The organism is Rhodospirillaceae bacterium, assembly GCA_016712715.1.
Taxonomy (GTDB): Bacteria; Pseudomonadota; Alphaproteobacteria; order Dongiales; family Dongiaceae; genus Dongia.
The window spans coordinates 736,948-754,966 of record JADJQM010000001.1; the positions used below are offsets into that span (position 1 = coordinate 736,948).

Annotated in this window: 11 protein-coding genes and 6 pseudogenes; 10 read left to right on the forward strand and 7 right to left on the reverse strand. The window is 63.6% G+C overall.

The features are described from left to right. Positions 1-2: 2 nt before the first annotated feature. The 6 genes and pseudogenes from IPK59_03690 to IPK59_03715 all read right to left on the reverse strand — a co-directional run bounded on the left by IPK59_03690 (position 3) and on the right by IPK59_03715 (position 7,028). A pseudogene (locus tag IPK59_03690) lies at positions 3-1,031 on the reverse strand (hypothetical protein). Further along, a pseudogene (locus IPK59_03695) lies at positions 1,028-2,608 on the reverse strand (ribulokinase). The pseudogenes IPK59_03690 and IPK59_03695 overlap by 4 nt, the downstream one beginning before the upstream one ends. Continuing rightward, on the reverse strand, positions 2,608-3,315 hold the full coding sequence (locus IPK59_03700; protein ID MBK8157918.1) for an L-ribulose-5-phosphate 4-epimerase: 708 nt from the start codon (positions 3,313-3,315) through the stop codon (positions 2,608-2,610). The pseudogene IPK59_03695 and the gene IPK59_03700 overlap by 1 nt, the downstream one beginning before the upstream one ends. Positions 3,316-3,385: 70 nt before the next feature. Then, positions 3,386-4,319 (reverse strand): annotated as a pseudogene (locus tag IPK59_03705) (ABC transporter substrate-binding protein). A gap of 97 nt (positions 4,320-4,416) precedes the next feature. Further along, entirely contained in the window at positions 4,417-5,424 is a 1,008-nt protein-coding gene (locus tag IPK59_03710) for a ribose ABC transporter permease (GenBank protein ID MBK8157919.1), read from the reverse strand. Positions 5,425-5,453: 29 nt separating this feature from the next. Beyond that, positions 5,454-7,028 (reverse strand): sugar ABC transporter ATP-binding protein, encoded by a 1,575-nt coding sequence (locus IPK59_03715; protein MBK8157920.1) that lies wholly within the window; start codon positions 7,026-7,028, stop codon positions 5,454-5,456. A gap of 200 nt (positions 7,029-7,228) precedes the next feature. Here IPK59_03715 and IPK59_03720 point away from each other — a divergent pair, with 200 nt between their 5' ends. The 4 genes and pseudogenes from IPK59_03720 to IPK59_03735 all read left to right on the forward strand — a co-directional run bounded on the left by IPK59_03720 (position 7,229) and on the right by IPK59_03735 (position 10,416). Continuing rightward, entirely contained in the window at positions 7,229-8,074 is an 846-nt protein-coding gene (locus IPK59_03720) for a DeoR/GlpR transcriptional regulator (protein MBK8157921.1), read from the forward strand. A gap of 78 nt (positions 8,075-8,152) precedes the next feature. Further along, a pseudogene (locus tag IPK59_03725) lies at positions 8,153-9,204 on the forward strand (alcohol dehydrogenase catalytic domain-containing protein). Positions 9,205-9,307: 103 nt separating this feature from the next. After that, on the forward strand, positions 9,308-9,796 hold the full coding sequence (locus IPK59_03730; GenBank protein MBK8157922.1) for a hypothetical protein: 489 nt from the start codon (positions 9,308-9,310) through the stop codon (positions 9,794-9,796). After that, the gene (locus tag IPK59_03735) at positions 9,733-10,416 is read left to right on the forward strand and encodes a DUF4105 domain-containing protein (GenBank protein MBK8157923.1); all 684 of its coding nucleotides are present in this window, start codon (positions 9,733-9,735) and stop codon (positions 10,414-10,416) included. Before IPK59_03730 ends, IPK59_03735 begins: the two co-directional genes overlap by 64 nt. On the opposite strand, the gene IPK59_03740 is transcribed toward IPK59_03735, so the two are convergent. Beyond that, positions 10,352-11,581 carry an NnrS family protein gene (locus tag IPK59_03740; protein MBK8157924.1) on the reverse strand — a complete coding sequence of 410 codons (1,230 nt, stop codon included), beginning with the start codon at positions 11,579-11,581 and terminating at the stop codon, positions 10,352-10,354. The genes IPK59_03735 and IPK59_03740 overlap by 65 nt on opposite strands. A gap of 329 nt (positions 11,582-11,910) precedes the next feature. Here IPK59_03740 and IPK59_03745 point away from each other — a divergent pair, with 329 nt between their 5' ends. The 6 genes and pseudogenes from IPK59_03745 (at position 11,911) to IPK59_03770 (ending at position 17,924) form a co-directional block, all read left to right on the forward strand. Next, complete coding sequence (locus tag IPK59_03745; GenBank protein ID MBK8157925.1) at positions 11,911-12,753, forward strand: MurR/RpiR family transcriptional regulator; 843 nt, start codon at positions 11,911-11,913, stop codon at positions 12,751-12,753. 65 nt (positions 12,754-12,818) lie between these two features. Beyond that, the gene (locus IPK59_03750) at positions 12,819-13,955 is read left to right on the forward strand and encodes an ABC transporter ATP-binding protein (GenBank protein MBK8157926.1); all 1,137 of its coding nucleotides are present in this window, start codon (positions 12,819-12,821) and stop codon (positions 13,953-13,955) included. Positions 13,956-13,957: 2 nt separating this feature from the next. Beyond that, positions 13,958-14,898 (forward strand): annotated as a pseudogene (locus IPK59_03755) (ABC transporter permease). A gap of 8 nt (positions 14,899-14,906) precedes the next feature. Next, positions 14,907-15,749 (forward strand): ABC transporter permease, encoded by an 843-nt coding sequence (locus IPK59_03760; protein MBK8157927.1) that lies wholly within the window; start codon positions 14,907-14,909, stop codon positions 15,747-15,749. A gap of 17 nt (positions 15,750-15,766) precedes the next feature. Further along, positions 15,767-16,869, forward strand: a pseudogene (locus IPK59_03765) (P1 family peptidase). A 20-nt stretch (positions 16,870-16,889) separates the two neighbouring features. Next, positions 16,890-17,924, forward strand: a complete 1,035-nt coding sequence (locus IPK59_03770) for a spermidine/putrescine ABC transporter substrate-binding protein (GenBank protein ID MBK8157928.1) — start codon at positions 16,890-16,892, stop codon at positions 17,922-17,924. Positions 17,925-18,019 lie beyond the last annotated feature (95 nt).

An 18,019-nucleotide genomic window follows, 5' to 3' on the forward strand; every position in this document is an offset into this window, starting at 1 on the left:
TCTTAGGCGGCGTGCTTGAGGACGGCCTCGGTGACCATGCTGTCATCCGCCAGGGACCGGGTGGGCGTGATGCCGCCCTTGCCGAGAGCGCTGTGATAGGCCTCTGACCGCCTCGGCCGGCGTCACCGTGCCGTCCGCCACATGGCGCATGAGGGCCACGATGGCCAAGGATCCTCGGCGAGGTTGATCTTGCGGCCGAACAAAGCGACGCGGGCGCCGAAGCGTTCGGCCTGACTCAACAGTTCGAAACAATCCCGGGTCGTGCCGGCGCCACCGCCCAGCACGCCGACGATCATGCCAGGATCGTAGCCGGCCAGTTCCTCAAGGGCCTTGGGGCCGTTATAGGCGATCTTCAAGAACTGCGGCCGGTCGGCCTGCTGAACGCCGGCCAGACAGCGCACGATCGAGTCATTGACGAAATGCGGCATGATGTCGGGTGCGAGGTCGCGGCCGGCATTGGGGTTGAAGACTTCCAGGAAATATTTGAAGCCATGGCGGGCCGCGTCGGCGCGGAACTCGGCGAAGGCCAGCAGTGACTTGTAATCGGCATCGAGATCGTTGTTGAAGGTGATCGAATAGAGGCCGAGATCGGTGCCGGTGACGGCGGCACTGGCGCGGTGGGCATCACCGCCATGCAGCACGCGGGGCAGCGACGCCGAGCGGAAGGCGCGCGAGGGCTGCTGGTTGTAGGTGGCGCCGCGACCCACCCAGATATCGGTCGTGTCGTTGGCGCGAACCGCGGGCTTCACGGCGCTGTCACGAAACACGCCCTCCCCCGCAAGCTTCTCAAGATTTGAGGCGGAGAGCAGCATGATGTCGACCACATCCTGCCGCACGATGGCGCGCACCTGGTCGAGAAACTCGGCGCGGGTGCGATAGCGAGACCAGCTGCCATCGGCTTTGCGCAAGGGACCGGTCGAGGGAATGCTAGGTCCCATATCGCCATCCTTGGCATCGGCGATGATGAAGTCGCCGCGCGTATATTGTCCGGCACGGATGCGGGCAAGCTTCTGGTCCATGCGTGTCGTCATCGGCTGTGGCCTCCGGTGAGTGCGATCCGGCGCAATTCGGGCAGGATGGTGGCGAGCGGCGTCATCGGTTCGACGCCGCCGAAGCCGCGATAGAGCCCGCGGAACATCGCATAGAGCGCCTCGTAGGTCGCTCGTGTCGCGGGTCCGGGCTGAAAGTCTTGAACGGCAGGCACATCTGGCTTTGCGCCGCCGCGACATCAGGATAGATGCCGGCCGCCATGCTGCCGAGATGCCGGCGCCAAAGCCGGTGGGGACACCGTCCGGCACCAGCACAGGCTTGCCCAGGACATTGGCATAGACCTGGTTGAGGACCGGATTGTGCTGCGGAATGCCGCCGCCATTGATGATGCGGTCGATCGGCACGCCACCTTCGGCCATGCGTTCCAGGATGAGGCGCGTATGGAAGGCGGTGCCTTCGATGGCGGCGAAGAGTTCGTCCTGGGCGGTGTGCAGGAGGTTCCAGCCCAAGGTGATGCCGCCGAGATCGGGCCGCACCAGCACGGTGCGGTCGCCATTGTCCCAGGTGAGGCGCAGGAGGCCGGTCTGGCCGGCGCGGTATTGCTCGAGCCCGCGCGAGAGATCGGCGATGCGAACATTGGCGCGCCGGGCGATGGCATCGAAAATATCGCCGGTCGCCGAGAGGCCCGCCTCGATGCCCATGAGATGCGGATCTACGCTGCCCGGCACGATGCCGCAGAGGCCGGGAATGAGGCCCACATCCTTGGCGGTCGCGATGATGCAGGTTGAGGTGCCGACGACATTGACGACGTCGCCCACCTTGCAGCCGGCGCCGAGCGCGTCCCAATGCGCATCGAACGCCCCCACCGGAATGGGAATGCCGGGCCTGATGCCGAGGCGTTCCGCCCAGGCCGGTGTCAGGTATCCGGCGATCTGGTCGGAGGTGCAGAAGGTGCCGCCGATTTTCGCGCGGATGCCATCGAGCAGCGGATCGACGCGGGTGAGGAAGTCCTGCGACGGCAGGCCGTTCCAGCGCGGGTTCCACATCCATTTATGGCCCATGGCGCAGACGCTGCGCTTGACCTGAGTGGGATCGGTGACACCGGTGAGGGTCGCCGCCACCATGTCGCAATGTTCAAGGGCGGTGACGAACTGCCCGCGTTTGGCCGGATTGTGGCGCAGCCAATGCAGCACCTTGGCAAAGCCCCATTCATGGGAATAGACGCCACCGCACCAGTTGATCGCCTCAAGCCCGTCCTTATGCGCCTGTTCGGTAATCTCCTGCGCCTCGGCTTTTGCGCGATGGTCGCACCAGAGGTAATAGTCGTCGAGGGCTGCAGCCCCTCACCCACCATGATGACGCTGGATCCGGTCGTGTCGATGGCGAGTGCAATCACATCCTGGCCGGAGATGCGGCTCGTCCCCAGCACCTTGTCCATGGCGGCGGCCAGCGCCTTCATCTGGTCGTCATGGGACTGGGTCGCATAATCCGGATCGTCGCGCCGGCGATGCAGCGGATAGTCGGCGCTGGCATGGCCCAGCGCCTTGCCCGCCTCTGAGAACAAGGTCACGCGGACGCTCAAGGTACCGAAATCAACGCCGGCGACGACAGATTGCATCAGGGTTGTGCCTGCTTGGAACTGGATTGGCCATAGGTGGCGGCGGCGCCATGCTTACGGAAGTAGTGCCGGTCGAGCAAGGCCTGCGACAGGCCGACGGCATCGGGCCGCAAGCTCATCGTGTGGAGCGCCATACGCGCCACGGATTCCAGGACGATGGCGTTATGGACGGCGGCGCCCGGGTCAATGCCCCAGCAGAAGGGACCGTGGCCGGCCACCAGGGCAGCGGGCAGCGACATCGGGTCCTGGTTGCCCAGCGCCTCGACAATCACAATCCCGGTGTTGTGGACATAGTCGCCGTTGATCTCGGCATCGGTGAGGTCGCGCGTCACCGGCACGGGGCCATGGAAATAGTCGGCATGGGTGGTGCCAAGGGCCGGAATGGGCCTGCCCGCCTGCGCCCAGATGGTCGCGAATTCGGAATGCGAATGCACCACGCCGCCGATGGCGGGAAAGGCGTTGTAGAGGACGAGATGCGTGGCGAGGTCAGAGGATGGCCTGAGATCGCCGAAGACCTTGGTGCCGGCGAGATCGGTCACGACCATGTCGTCCGCCTTCATGCGGTCATAGGGCACGCCGCTGGGCTTGATGACGACGAGGCCTTTCGCGCGGTCGATACCGCTCACATTGCCGAAGGTGAAGAGGACAAGCCCGCCACGCACCAGATCGAGATTGGCTTCGAGTACCTGCTCGCGCAACGCCTTCAGCATCTTGCAACCTTAAGAAAAGAAACCGCCGGCCGCGGCTCAGGGAAACCGCGGCCGGCGGGCTGGGAAATCAGTGCGAGGTCCAGCCCTTGTAGGAGCCGAGGTTCTCGTTGGTGATCAACACCGGGTCGAGCAGGATCACATTGGGATCCGGCTTCTTGCCGGCGAGGATGCCGGCAGCCAGTTCAAGCGACTGGCCGGCCATGGTGTAGGGATCCTGCGAGGACGAGGCCTTGATCAGCGAGGTGCCGGTCTTCAATTCGGCTTCGATATCCGGCGCCCCGTCGACGGCAGTGATGATGAATTCGCTGCGGCCCATCTGCACCGCCGCCAGGCTGGCGCCGATGCCGGTCGGGTCGTTGATCGCGAAGATGCCATCAACCTTGGGGAAGCGGGTGAGCAGGCTCTGCGTCACGGCAAAGCCGCCATCGCGCGAGCCCTTGGCGTCCTGGTCGTCGGAGAGGACCTTGATGCCTGGGTTGGCGGCAAAGACTTCCTTGCAGCCCTTGACCCGATCGGTCACCGAGGTCACCTGCGGGCCGTTGACGATGAGCACGTCGCCCTGGCCCTTGAGATGGTCGACGATGTACTGGCAGGCGAGCGTGCCGGCCTTCACATTGTCGGTCATCACCGTGACGTCCGGCACCATCGGCACCCACGTCGAAGGCGGCGACGACGATGCCGGCAGCCTGTGCCTTCTTGATAGCGGGGGCAATGGCAACCGGGTCGACGGCGTTGATCATGATGACGTTGACGCCGGCGGCGATGAAGTTATCCACCTGCGTGAATTGCTTGTTGAGATCATAGTCGGACGAGACCGAGATGACTTCGACATCCGGGTTGATCCCCTTGGCCTTGTCCTCGATGCCCTTGATCGTGGCGACGAAGAACGGGTTGCCGAGCGAACCGACTGAGATGCCGACTTTCTTGAGTTCCTGGGCCGCTGCCGGCGCCGCGAGGCTTGCGGCAACCACCAGTCCGAGGGCGAGACGAGTGAGCTTCATGTTTCCTCCTGTTGGATTTACGTGACCCGGCCGATGGCTCGGCCAGGCACGGCTTTCTATCCAGCGACTTCTTTGAGCGCCGGCACCCATGGCCCCGTCATGTGCGCCCACCTTCCCGCAAACGATAGCGGTCGAGTGCCACGGCACAGATGATGACCAATCCCTTGATGATGTATTGCCAGATGTCCGAGATCCCGAGGAGGATCAGGCCATTGGTCAGAATGGCGATGATGAGCGCGCCGATCAGCGTGCCCCAGATCGAACCGATACCGCCGGTGAAGCTGGTACCGCCCAGGATGACGGCGGCGATGGCATCCAACTCATAGCTCTGGCCCAGTTGCAGGCCGTTGGCGGCATAGAGCCTGGCTGCCGACATGGCGCCGCCGAGGCCGGCCAAGAGCCCCGCCATGGAATAGACGAAGAGCAGGATCTGCCAGACCTTGATGCCGGCAAGGCGCGCCGCATCGGGATTGCCGCCCACCGCATAGATGCGGTTGCCGAGCACGGTCCGTCGCAGGATGAACCAGGAGAGGATGACCACGGCAAAGGCGATGATGACCAGCCACGGCACATGGAACAGCGTGCCGTTGCCGATGAAGGCGAAGGGGAGTTCCGGGTTGAAGACGGTCGTATCCTCGCCCATGAGGCGCGCCACACCGCGCACGGCGGTGAGCGAGCCCAATGTCACGATGAAAGGCGGCAGCTTCATGGCGGCGATGAGGATGCCGTTGATGAGACCGAAGATGAGGCCGATGAGGAGCGCCGCCGGCACACCTAGGAGGCCGTAATCCGGCACTTTGGAGACGATGATGGCGATCATGGCGGAGGCAGCCAGGATCGAGCCGATGGAAAGGTCGATGCCGCCGGTCAGGATGACGAAGGTCATGCCGGCCGCGAGCACGATGTTGATCGCCGCCTGCTGCGCCACGATGGAGAGGTTCATCCAGCTCATGAAGCGGTCGGTCGACACTTCAAAGAAGATGGCGAGGATGATCAGGATCGGCAGCATGCCGACTATCTGCAGCACCGCGCGCATCTTCTGCTTGCGCGCGAGCGAGGCCTGGTCCGATCCTTGCGCGGTTGCGTCCGCCGTCCTGTCGCTCATACCCGGTCCCTTTTACAAAAATCCTGCCCTCAGGCGGCGCGAATGGCCGCCGTGCTGGTGGCGATATCCATGATCTTTTCCTGGGTGATGGGGGCTTCCGGCGTGCCCTCGACCTCGCCCACGATATGCCCGTCGCGCATCACCAGGACGCGGTCGGAAATGCCGACGATCTCCGGCAGCTCGCTGGAGATCACCAGAACGACGGCGCCGTTGCGCGCCAGCGCGTCGATGATCTGGTAGATCTGCGACTTGGCACCGACATCGATGCCGCGGGTCGGCTCGTCGAGCAGCAGCACGCGGGGCTTGGTTTCCAAGCAGCGCGAGAGCAGCACCTTCTGCTGGTTGCCGCCGGAAAGGGAACGCACGATGACGCTGCCGTTCAAGGTGCGGATGCCGAGCGATTTGATGGCGGCGGCGGCGCGGGTGCGGGCGGCCTTGAGGTTGAGGACACCGCCCGGGAGTGCATCCTCATCCAGGACACTCACGGCGATGTTCTCGCGGATCGTCATGTCGAGGAAGAGGCCCAGGGCCTTGCGGTCCTCGGTCAGATAGACGATGCCGGACTTGATCGCCTGCAAGGGGGTCTCGATGTGGCATTGCTTGCCGTCGACCAGGACGCGACCGCCGGCCTTGGCGTCGGCGCCGTAGATGAGGCGGGCGAGCTCAGTGCGGCCGGACCCGACCAGGCCGGCGAGGCCAACCACCTCCCCTGCCCGCACGGCGAAGCTGCAATCCTTGATGAACCGGCCATCGCCGATATGCTCGACCTCCAGCACCGCCTTGCGGTCGGCTGGCGGATGGCGGTGTTCCTTGGTGTAGAAGGAGGAAAGCTCGCGCCCGACCATCATGCGCACCAAAGTGGGGGCCGTGATCTCCTCCTTGTCGAGGGTGCCGATGAGCGTTCCGTCGCGCAGAACGCTGACGCGGTCGGCCAGTTCATAGACCTCGGCCATGCGGTGGCTGATATAGACGATTGCGATGCCTTCGCTCTTCAACTGGCGGATGATGGCAAAGAGGCGCGTCGCCTCCCGCGAAGACAGGCTGGTGGTTGGCTCGTCCATCACCAGGATGCGCGGATGGCCGGCAAGGGCGCGGGCGATTTCGACCAACTGGCGTTCGGCGATGGAGAGTTGGGCGACACGATCGGTGGCGGCAAAGGGCGCGTCGAGACGCGCCAGCAGGGGTTTCGCCGCCGCTTCCATTGCCTTGCGGTCGATGAAGCCGAAACGCTTCTTCTCCTCGCCCAGGAAGATGTTCTCGGCCACGGTGAGGTTGGGGGCGAGAGAGAGCTCCTGATAGATGATCGCGATGCCGTGCCGGCGGCCGGCCAAGGGTCCGTCGATCGCCACAAGCTCGCCGCGCAGGCGGATTTCGCCGCCGGGATCGGCCTGGTAGGCGCCGGAGAGGATTTTCATCAGCGTCGATTTGCCGGCGCCGTTCTCGCCCATAAGCGCGTGGATCTCGCCACCGCGGACGGAGAAGGAGACATCGGACAAGGCACGGATATTAGCAAAGCTCTTGCCGATGTTGCGCATGGCAAGTTCGGGCACAGCGTCGTGCTCACGCACACCAGATGGGCGGGAGACGTCCGGCGTCTCCGTCATGAGGCGGTCCCTGTCATCACGCTTCCTCGGGCCTCGGCGGCTTTTGGTTTGCCGCTCGATTTGTGATATAGAAACTTCCGTATCGAAAGTCGATTGTCAAGCTTGTTCGAAAAGCGACACATTTCTGCGGTATTTCCCCTCAACTTGACGTCGATACAGAGTTTCGCTTTCTATGAGCGCGGACAGAACGGACCCAACGCATGACCGCCGAAACAGCCGAAGTCGAGATTAGTGCCGCCGGCAGCGGTCCCGAATCGTCGAATTCGGACGCGCGTCGGCAGCAGATGCTGTCCTTCATCCAGGCCCATGAATTCGCCCGGATCTATGACCTTGCCCGGCAGTTCGGCGTCTCCGAAGTCACCATCCGTAGTGATGTCGACATATTGGCGCGGACCGGTGGCATCCGCCGGGTGCGGGGCGGCGCCATGCGCATCGTGGAAGCAGTGCCGGAGGTCGATTACGAGGCCAGGGCTGCAAGTTATCTGCCGGAGAAGCGGCTGATCGGCCAGGCTGCGGCGGCCATGCTGTCGCCCGGCGACAGCCTCATCCTGGATGTCGGCACCACGGCGATGGCGATCGCCAATGCCATCGTCGACCGGCACGATCTCACCAACCTCACCATCTTCACGCCGGGGCTCAACATAGCGCTGGCCCTGGAGCGCGCCATTCCGCGGGTCGAGGTGGTGGTGACCGGCGGCACCCTGCGGCCGCAGCAGCATTCGCTGGTGGGACCGGTGAGCACGCTGATCCTGGAGCGCATCCGTGCCTCTTTCGCCTTCATCGGCTGCAACGGGGTCGATCCCTCCTTCGGCATCATGGGGCTGAGCCTGCCCTACGCGGCGCTGAAGCAGGCGATCTTGCGCGCGGCACGCCTCGGCATCGTTGTGACCGATGCCAGCAAGTTCAAGCAGACCTCCCTGGTACGGGTCTGCGGCTTCGAGGATGTCGACATGATCATGACCGCCGGATCGCCCGATCCCGCCGCCGTCGCCGCGGTGCGGGAATCCAGCGTCGAACTCCGTATCCTCAGCAGCGACAAGAGCTAGCCCGCGACCTTGCCGAATCTCCGCCGCCGGTCCAGTCTGGGCTGCGTTTCCTGATTTCGGATTTTAAAAGAGGCCAAGATGCGGGCTGCCCTGCTCGATCAATTCCGCGGGCCGCTCATCTTGCGCGATGTGGCCGACCCCGCCTGCCCCACCGACGGCGCCGTGATCGAGGTGAAGGCTTGCGGCGTGTGTCGCTCCGATTGGCATGCCTGGAAGGGCGCCGATCCGGATGTCGCCGCCCCCCATGTGCCGGGGCATGAATTCGCCGGCGTCGTGGTCGAGGTGGGGCCCAATTGCCGCCGCTTCAAGAAGGGCGACCGGGTCACGGCACCCTTCATCATCGCCTGCGGCGATTGCCCGGATTGCCGCGGAGTAGAAGCCACCGTCTGCGCCCATCAATATGTCGTGGGCTTCTCCGGCTGGGGCGCCTTTGCGCAGTTCACCGCTGTCACGCATGCGGATTTCAATCTGGTGCCTTTGCCGGCCAGCATCGATGTTGCCGCCGCCGCGGCGATGGGCTGCGGCATGACGACCGCCTTCCGCGGCCTCGTCGACCGCGCCGATCTGCGGCCGGGCGAATGGCTCGCAGTTCATGGCTGCGGCGGTGTAGGCATCTCCGCCATCATGATCGCCGCGGCCATCGGCGCGCAGGTCCTGGCCATCGACGTGAACGAGGACGCGCTGGCCTTGGCGCGCGCGCTCGGCGCCACTCGGACGCTTAATGCCGGCACCTCGCCGGATGTCGCTGAGGAGGTGCGCGCGCTGACCGGGGGTGGTGCCCACGTCTCGATCGATGCGCTGGGCATCACGGCGACTTTCCACAATTCGATCCGCTCCTTGCGCAAGCTGGGACGGCATGTGCAGATCGGCATGCCGCTCGAGGAGCATGCGGCCCCGACGATCCCGCTGCTCGAGACTGTCTATTCGCGGCAGATCAACATCATGGGGACGCGCGGCATTGCCGCCAGCCGCTTCCCGGCCCTGTTCCGGCATGATCGCCGCCGGCAGGCTCGGATCCATCGCGCCTGGTGACACATCGCATCCCGCTCGCGGAAGCGGGCGCAGCCTTGGCTGCCATGGACGGTTATCGCGGCGCCGGCATCACGGTCATCGACCGGTTCCAGGCATGAAACCCGGCCACCCGAAGATGAAACTCGACGCTATACCCGGGCGCACGGTAGCATTGCTGCCACGTTCTGACCTGATCATTCATCGCATTGGTGTGGACCGGATATGAAACGAGGGCATCGTCACTCGACAGCGCGGACACCGCTGCAATGGATTGTCGTCATCTTCGTCTCGGTCCTGGTGATCGCGCTCGCCTTCTGGGCCGTCGCGGCCCTCTATATCGATCTGCCGCGCCGCTGGCAGCTGGTCGCGGCCAGCGTCTGCACCGTGGTGATGCTGGTCGGCATCGCGATCATGCCACGCTGGCGGTACCAGGCCCTGTACCTCACCGGATGCGTCGCCGTGGTTCTGGCCTGGTGGCTGAACATCGCGCCATCCGAAGACCGTTCCTGGCAGACGGATGTGGCGCGCACGGCCTGGGCTGACGTCACCGACAATATCGTCACGATCCACAACCTGCGCAATTTCGACTATCGGACCGAGACGGATTACACGCCGAACTGGAGTTACGCACGGTCGATCTCAACAATTTGGAGGCGGTCGACCTGTTCCTCACCTTCTGGGGTTCGCCCTGGATCGCCCATCCGATCCTGAGCTTCCAGTTTTCGGACGGGCAGCGCATCGCGATCTCGGTCGAGACGCGCAAGGAGCTGGAGGAGGAATATTCCACGCTGAATGGCTTCTTCCGGCAATACGAGCTGATCTATATCGTCGCCGATGAGCGGGATGTCATCCGCCTGCGCACAAACTACCGCAAGGGCGAAGAGGTCTATCTCTATCGCTCCACCGCGTCAGCCGATGAGGCGCGCGGCGTCTTTCTCAATTACTTGCAGACGCTGAACGGGCTGCATCAGGCGCCTGCCTTCTACAATGCGATCACCAGCAACTGCACCACCAACATCCGCATCCACACAGCAGCCGCCAGCAAGGGTCCCCTGCCCGCCTGGGATTGGCGCCTGCTGTTCAACGGCAAGAGCGATGAGTTCGCCTATCAGTATGGCCGCCTGGCCGGCGATCTGCCGTTCGAAGCCCTGAAGGCGCAGGCCCATATTAATGACGCGCGCGCGCCGCCGACCAGGATCGGATTTCTCCGCCCGCATTCGCGTGGGCCGCGCCGGGTTCTGACCGCGGATCAGGTGCTGCGCCGGTTCAACCAGGTCGACCATCCGGGCGCGCCAGAACCAGAATCGGCAGATAGAGAATGCCGAAGATGAGGAACGCGGCCGACCACAGCAAAGCTGCGGCCTCCACGACAGTTGTTTCCATGTCGCCGCAGAGTGGTGCGATGACACGGAAGAACACGGCGGCGGTCAGAAACATATAGGCCCCCACCGTCTTGCGGCTGGCGACTAGCTGGCGGCCGGTGTGGCCCAATGCCGCGCGGCTCATCACAGCGAGGATCATGGTGCTGAAGGCACCGGCGGTGAGCGCGTGACGTCCCATTGTGGGTGACAAGGTTCCGGTGAGGTCCGTGACGGAGGTCAGAACAAGGCCGATAATCAACCACGCGTAGCCGATATGCAGGATCCACACCAGCGGCACCGGCCAGGTTTTCCAGCCCTGCCAGCGCAGGAAGCGCAGCAGATTGCAGGCGGCTGCCAGAAGAGCCGCACCGCCCAGCACCGGTTCCGGCGCCTGGAGCAGATTGACCAGTAGATTGAGGACGAGCGACAGGACGGCCGCCGGATCGACGACGCGGTGCGCCGTGATGACGAAGGGCACGCCCGCCATCTTCATGCCGCCCTGGGTGAAGGCCGGAACGATGCGGCCCCCGATGATGCCGATCAGCAGGGCGAAGATGGCGATGGCGACATTGAGGCCCCAACCGCCGGAGAGATCTGCCATACCCCAACCGTCGAAATAGCCGTCGAAATGAATGACGCCGTTGACGGCGGCCAACAGGAGCAGGATGCCGACCAGGATGCTGTTACGCCGGCCATTCCGGATGAGAATGCCCGGCCCGAGGATGACCGCGAGGAGCGGCAGGAAAGCGAGATCGACTACCGCAAACAAGGACGGCCATGGCAGGAAGGCGGCGATGCGCCCAGCCACCCAGACGCCGACCAGCAACATCAACGGCGGTCCCTTGATGGCTGCGGCACCGGTCCAGTTGGGCACGGCCGTCAGCATGAAGCCGGCGAGCGCCGCGACCGCGAAGCCGAAGATCATTTCATGGCCATGCCACAGATTGGCCGGCATGGCGGGCATCCAGCCGAGATCACCGCGCCAGATACCGACCCAGACCGGCACGGCAATGGCCGCATAGAAGGCCGCGAACAGGAAGAAGGGGCGAAACCCGTAGCCGAACAAGGCGAACCGCGGCGATGCTGCCGTCTCTGGTTCCATATGAAGCTGATTCTGATGCAAACCGCTGGCCACAGCCCGCTCCTCAACAGTGCTTTGGGAGAAATTCGTCCAGCAACCATCGACCTTCGCTGCCGGCGATCGCTTGATGTGAATCAATCCAGCGCGCGGCATTGGGAAAGGTCACCAATCACCCCAAGACGACGATGGTTATGCCGCAATGGTCGAGCGATCGCTGGACACGGCATTGGTCAAGGAACCGACTGATAATCATCAAGCAGAGCCGGAACCGACCGGTCCGGGAGCCCGAAATCCGCCCCGCAATCCGGAATTGACTCCGGTAATGTTATCTGAATAACATATATGATATTTTGTTACTCCAGTAACATCTACTCGCGAGATCCATGAACCAAGGCACCGTCATTGAGAAGCTGAGGGCGAACCGGGACGCCCGGACGCCGTCGGAAGCCTTGCTGGCGCGCTATCTGGAGGCGCATCTCGCCGATCTGCCGTTCGAAACCGCGGCGTCGATTGCCAAGCGCGTCGGCGTCAGCGCGGTCACGGTCGGCCGCTTTTTGCGCAGTCTCGGTTACCAGAAGCTGTCGGACCTTACCCAGGAGCTGCGCGGGCACGCGCCAAGCTCGGCCTGGCAGATGAAGAACGCGGCCAAGCCCAATGGCAGCTCGATCCAGGCCAAGCAGTTGAAGGCGCATGGCGACAACCTTGCGCGCGTCTTCGCGCACCCTGTATCGCCCGAATGGCGCAAGGCGGTGAAGCTGCTGGCCGAGACGCCGCAGGTCCATGTGGCGGCCTTCCAGAATCTGCGTGGCATCGGCCTCTATTTCGCGGCCCAGCTCGATTATGCCCGCGCCCGTGTGCGCTTCCTTGACGGGCAGGACGGCACCTTCGTCGACCTCTTCGACAGCGAACGTGGCAAGACCTGCCTGGTGATCATCGATTCACGGCGCTATGCACGGAAATCCGGCCTGCTCGCCGCCCGCGCGAAGGCCGCCGGCATCAAGGTCATCGCCATCACCGATATCTATTGCCCCTGGGTCGAAACGGCGGATTTCGCCTTTACCGATCCTGGCGAAGGCGAGGTGTTCTGGGACAGCGCCGTCAGCACGGTGGCGCTGCTGGAGCTGCTGCTGGAAGGCGTCATCGAACAATTGGGACCGAGGGTGGCCGCGCGCATTGAGCATCTCACGGCTCTGCAGGACGAATTCGAGGATTTCAGCGACCAGTAAACATAGCGGCACCGAGCGAGCCCGATCAAAAAGCTTGCCGGTAGGACAGGACAGGGAGACGGAACATGGGATACGCCGCGCCGGCCGGTGCCGGAGAGCGTCATATCATTCGCATCGAGCAGGCGCATAAGAGCTTTCGCACGCCGGAAGGCGGCGATGTGCGGGCGCTGGACGGCGTGTCGCTGGCGATCCGCAACAATGAATTCCTGACCCTGCTCGGTCCGTCCGGCTGCGGCAAGACCACCTTGCTGCGCGCCATCGGCGGCTTCGAGGAATTCGACCGTGGGGCGTTGCTGCTGGACGGCGAGCCGATCGGCGGATTGCCGCCGCACAAGCGGCCGATCAATACGGTGTTCCAGAACTACGCACTCTTTCCGCATCTTTCGGTCGGCGACACTGTCGGCTATGCGCTGGATGTGGCCGGGACCGGCAAGACGGAGCGCCATGCCCGCGTCAAGGCAGCACTCGACCTGGTCGGCCTTGCCGGCATGGAGCGGCGGATGCCGCGGCAATTGTCCGGTGGCCAGCAGCAGCGCGTAGCGCTGGCCCGCGCCACCATCAACCAGCCCAAGGTGCTGCTACTCGACGAGCCGCTCTCGGCGCTCGATCGGCAGCTCCGCCAGTCAATGCAGATCGAGCTCAAGAACCTGCAGCACAATCTCGGCATCACCTTCGTGTTCGTCACCCACGACCAGGAAGAAGCGCTCACCATGTCGGACAGGATCGCCGTGATGAACCGCGGCACCATCCAGCAATTGGGCACACCCACGGAAGTCTATGACCAGCCGGCCAACCGCTTCGTCGCCGGATTCATCGGCCTCAGCAACCTCTACGCGGGGCAGATCGCGGCCCGCGAGGGATCTGTCGCGCGCATCTTAACCGATCACGGCGTCACCCTCATCGCACAGACTGATCTGCCCGTCGGCAGCAAGGTCGACCTCGTGCTGCGGCCCGAACATCTGACCCCGGCCGGTGCGAACGAAGGCGCCTTTACCGGCGGCGGCCTCATTGACCTGGTGATCGAGCAATTGGTCTTTGTCGGCTCCGACCTTCATGTCCTGGGTCGAACCATTGAAGGGGAGCCGATCCGCGCCCTTCATCGCCGCTCGAAACTGGCCGATGTCACGGATCTTGCCGCCGGGCACCGTGTGCGCTTCGGCTACCCGGCCACCGCCGCCCATGTCATGCCGGCAGGAGCCTGAGGATGAGCGAGGCCCAGACCTTGAGCGCGGGCGGTACCCGGGGCGCGCTCCGCCTTCAGCGGCGCCGCAACCACACGTTGGTGGCGATGCTGACGCCGATCAGTCTGCTGCTGGCGATCTTCTTCCTCTTTCCCCTCGGCATCATGGCGATCTACAGCTTCCTCAGCCCAGGCCTCTATGGCGGCGTCGAATGGACCTTCTATCCCTACAGCTATGGCCGCGTGCTGGGGGCACCACTCGGCCAGGGCGAGATCTTCGACCCGGTCTATCTCGAAATCCTGCTGCGGTCATTGCGGATGGCGCTGCTCACCGTCGTGCTCACCCTCATCATCGCCTATCCGGCGGCCTTCTGGGTGAGCCGGCTGCCAGACAGCGCAAGACGCTGGTGATGTTTCTCATCACACTCCCCTTCTTTGCCAACGTGCTGGTGCGGATCTATGCCTGGATGCTGATCCTGCGCCCTCAGGCGTCGTCAATGCCGTGCTGCTCCAGCTCGGCATCATCGACAAGCCGATGATGATGATCTTCAGTGAGGGCGCCGTGACCATCGGCCTCGTTTATGCTGCTGCCCTTCATGTTCCTGCCGGTCTATGCAAGCGTCGAGCGCCTCGACCATGGGCTGCTGCAGGCCTCGGCCGATCTCGGTGCAACACCCTTGCAGACCTTCCGCCGCATCGTGCTGCCGCTCACCCTGCCCGGCATCGCCGGCGGCGCCATCATCGTCTTCATCCCGGCGCTGGGCAATTTCGTGGTGGCATCGCTGCTCGGCGGCGCCAAGGTATCGATGCTCGGCAACATCATCAGCCAGCAGTTCCTGCAGGCCCGCAACTGGCCCTTCGGGGCGGCGCTGGCGATGCTGGTGATGGCGGCGGTTCTCCTGCTGCTGTTCTTCTATGTCTTCAAGATTGGGCGCGGCGACGAGCGCGCCATCGCGGCAGGATGAGGCCAGCCATGACCCCTTTGTACCGCGTCACCCAACGCCTCGCCAGCCGCATCCTCGGCGGCTACGGGATCCTGTTCCTGCTGTTCCTCTATGCACCAATCGCTCTCATTGTCGTGTTCTCGTTCAACGCCAATGTCGTCAACATGATGAGCTGGAGCGGCTTCACCCTCGACTGGTACCGCTCGCTGTTCGGCTTCGAGACGCAGCTGGCGGCGTCATCGAACTATGTCGACACCACCGACCAGCTCCTGGCCGCCATTAAGAACAGCGTTATCGTCGCGCTCATCACATCTCTCATCTCGACCGTCATCGGCACCATCACGGCACTGGCCCTGCAGCGCCACGATTTCCGCGGCAAGCGCCTCTACCAGATGCTGATCTTCATGCCGATGATCATGCCGGATATCGTGCTCGGCATCGCCCTCCTCATTTTCTTCGTCGGCGCGGGATTCCAGCTCGGCCTCACCACGATCGTGATCGGGCACTGCGTGTTTCTGTCGAGCTATGTCTTCATCATCGTGAGCGCGCGCCTTGCCGGCATGGACCAGGTGATCGAGGAGGCCTCGGCCGATCTCGGCGCCGATCCCTGGGTCACCTTCCGCCGCGTGACCCTGCCGCTGATCATGCCGGGCGTCCTCGGCGGCGCGCTGCTGGCCTTCATCATCTCGCTCGACGACCTGGTCATCACCTATTTCATCGCCGGGGTCGAATCCACGACCCTGCCGCTCTTCATCTTCGGAATGCTCCGGCGGGGCATCAAACCGCAGATCAACGCTATCGCCGTCATGCTGCTGCTGGTCTCGTTCTGCATCGCCGCCGCCGGCCTGTATCTCAAGTCACGCCGCTCATGAATGCCATCGGAGCCACCATGCCAAAGCCTCGCGCCCGCGATCTGGGCCTGCCCTTTCCCGGTAACACCGGGCCGCTCAACGCCATCACCGATGTGCCGGGTGTGGCGGTGGGCCTCACAACGCTGATCGAGCCGCTGGGCCGGGTGCGGAGTGGCGTCACCGCCATTCTGCCGCGCGCGATGGATACCGAGCTGCGGCCGGTCTGGGCGGGATTCTATGCCCTTAACGGCAATGGCGAAATGACCGGCACGCATTGGATCCAGGATGCGGGCTATTTCTGCGGACCGATCTGCCTCACCAACACCCATAGCGTGGGCATTGTGCATCATGCGGCGACACAGTGGATGATCCGGCGCTATGCGGCGCAGTTCGAAAACGATCACCTCTGGGCAATGCCGGTGGTGGCTGAAACCTATGACGGCGTCCTCAACGACATAAATGGCCAGCACATCAAGGCCGAGCACGCGTTGTCCGCCCTCGACGGCGCCCGCGGCGGTCCCCTCGCCGAGGGCAATGTCGGCGGCGGCACCGGCATGATCTGCTACGAATTCAAGGGCGGCACGGGCACGGCGTCGCGGCGGGTCGAGATCGGCACAGGCGGGGCTGGCGCGCCGGCCATGTGGGCGTGCTGGTGCAGGCCAATCACGGCATCCGCGACTGGCTGACCATCCTCGGCGTGCCGGTCGGCCAGCATCTTACTGAGCACAAGCTCTATGAACAGGAACAGGGCTCGATCATCGTCGTGATCGGTACCGATCTTCCCTTGCTGCCGCATCAGCTGAAGCGCCTCGCCAAGCGCGCGGCCCTCGGCATCGGGCGGGGCGGGACGCCGGGCGGCAACAATTCGGGCGACATTTTCCTCTCCTTCAGCACCGGTAATGCGATGGCCCTGCCGCAATCAGCTGCTGCCATCTGGCAAATGGAAGCCGTCAATGACGAGCAACTCGACGCAATCTATCTCGCGGCCGTCCAGGCGATCGAAGAGGCAATCGTCAACGCCCTGGTGGCGGCGGAACCGATGGTCGCCCTGAAGCCCGCCGGGGTACAGGTGGCGGCCATCGATCACGCGCGCCTGGTCGAGGTGATGAGGCAATACAACCGGCTCACAAAAGCAAACTAAGCAGGAGAGGACTGACGATGATGAGATGTGGTGTAAAGGCGATGGGCCTGGCAGCCCTTTTCGCCCTGGGCCATGCGGCCACAGCGGCGGCAGAAGGCAGTCTGGCCGTCTATAATTGGGGTGACTACATCAACCCCGAGGTGCTCGACCGGTTCTCCAAGGAGTTCGACGTCAAGGTGTCGCTCGACACCTATGGCAGCAACGAGGAGATGCTGGCCAAGATCCAGGCCGGCGCCACCGGCTATGATCTGGTGTTCCCATCGGTGCACATGCACGACATCATGGCGAAGCTCGATCTCCTGGAGAAGACCGACGTCAACCAGATGCCGGGCTGGGAAAATATCGACAAGGAGCATTTGAAGTCGAAGACCGATCCGACCGGCGCCTATTGCCTGCCCTATGCCTGGGGCACTGTCGGCATCATCTACAACAAGAATCGGGTGCCGGAGATCAAATCCTGGAAGGACTACTTCGCCTTCGCCGCGGCCAATCCAGGCACGGTGATCATGCTCGACGACATGCGAGAGGTGCTGGGCGTGGGTCTCATCATGAACGGGAAGTCGGTCAACAGCCGCGACCCACAGGATCTCGAACTGGCGACCCAGACGATCCTGAAGGAGAAGCCGAATATCGGCGCCTTCAGTTATGAGGTGGTGCCGCTCATCCAATCGGCCGACATGGCCGCCGCGCACTATTTTGTCGGTGCCATGATGTATGTGCTCGAGGATCCGGACAATCTCGCCTATGTCATTCCGGAAGAAGGCGCCACCATGTACCAGGAGGATATCTGCGTCCTCAAGAGCGGACCCAACAAGGAGAATGCCAAGAAATTCCTGGAGTTCTTCATGCGGCCCGAGATTGCCGCCCTGAATGCCACACAGCAGAAGAACGGCACGGTGAATGTGAAGGCCAAGGAACTGCTGCCCCCGGAACTGCGAGACAATGTGAACATTAACCCGCCGGCGGATGTGCGCGCCAAGCTGCAGATCTTCGAGGACCTCGGTGAGGATCTGCGCAATTACGACCGGCAATGGACCAAGATCAAGACCAATTGACGTCGACACTTTTGGATCTGCATCAAGGCCGCGGCGCGGGATCGTCGCGGCCTTTTCTAGCGAGGGCAGCATTGCAGGGCGAGGATACCGAGGCC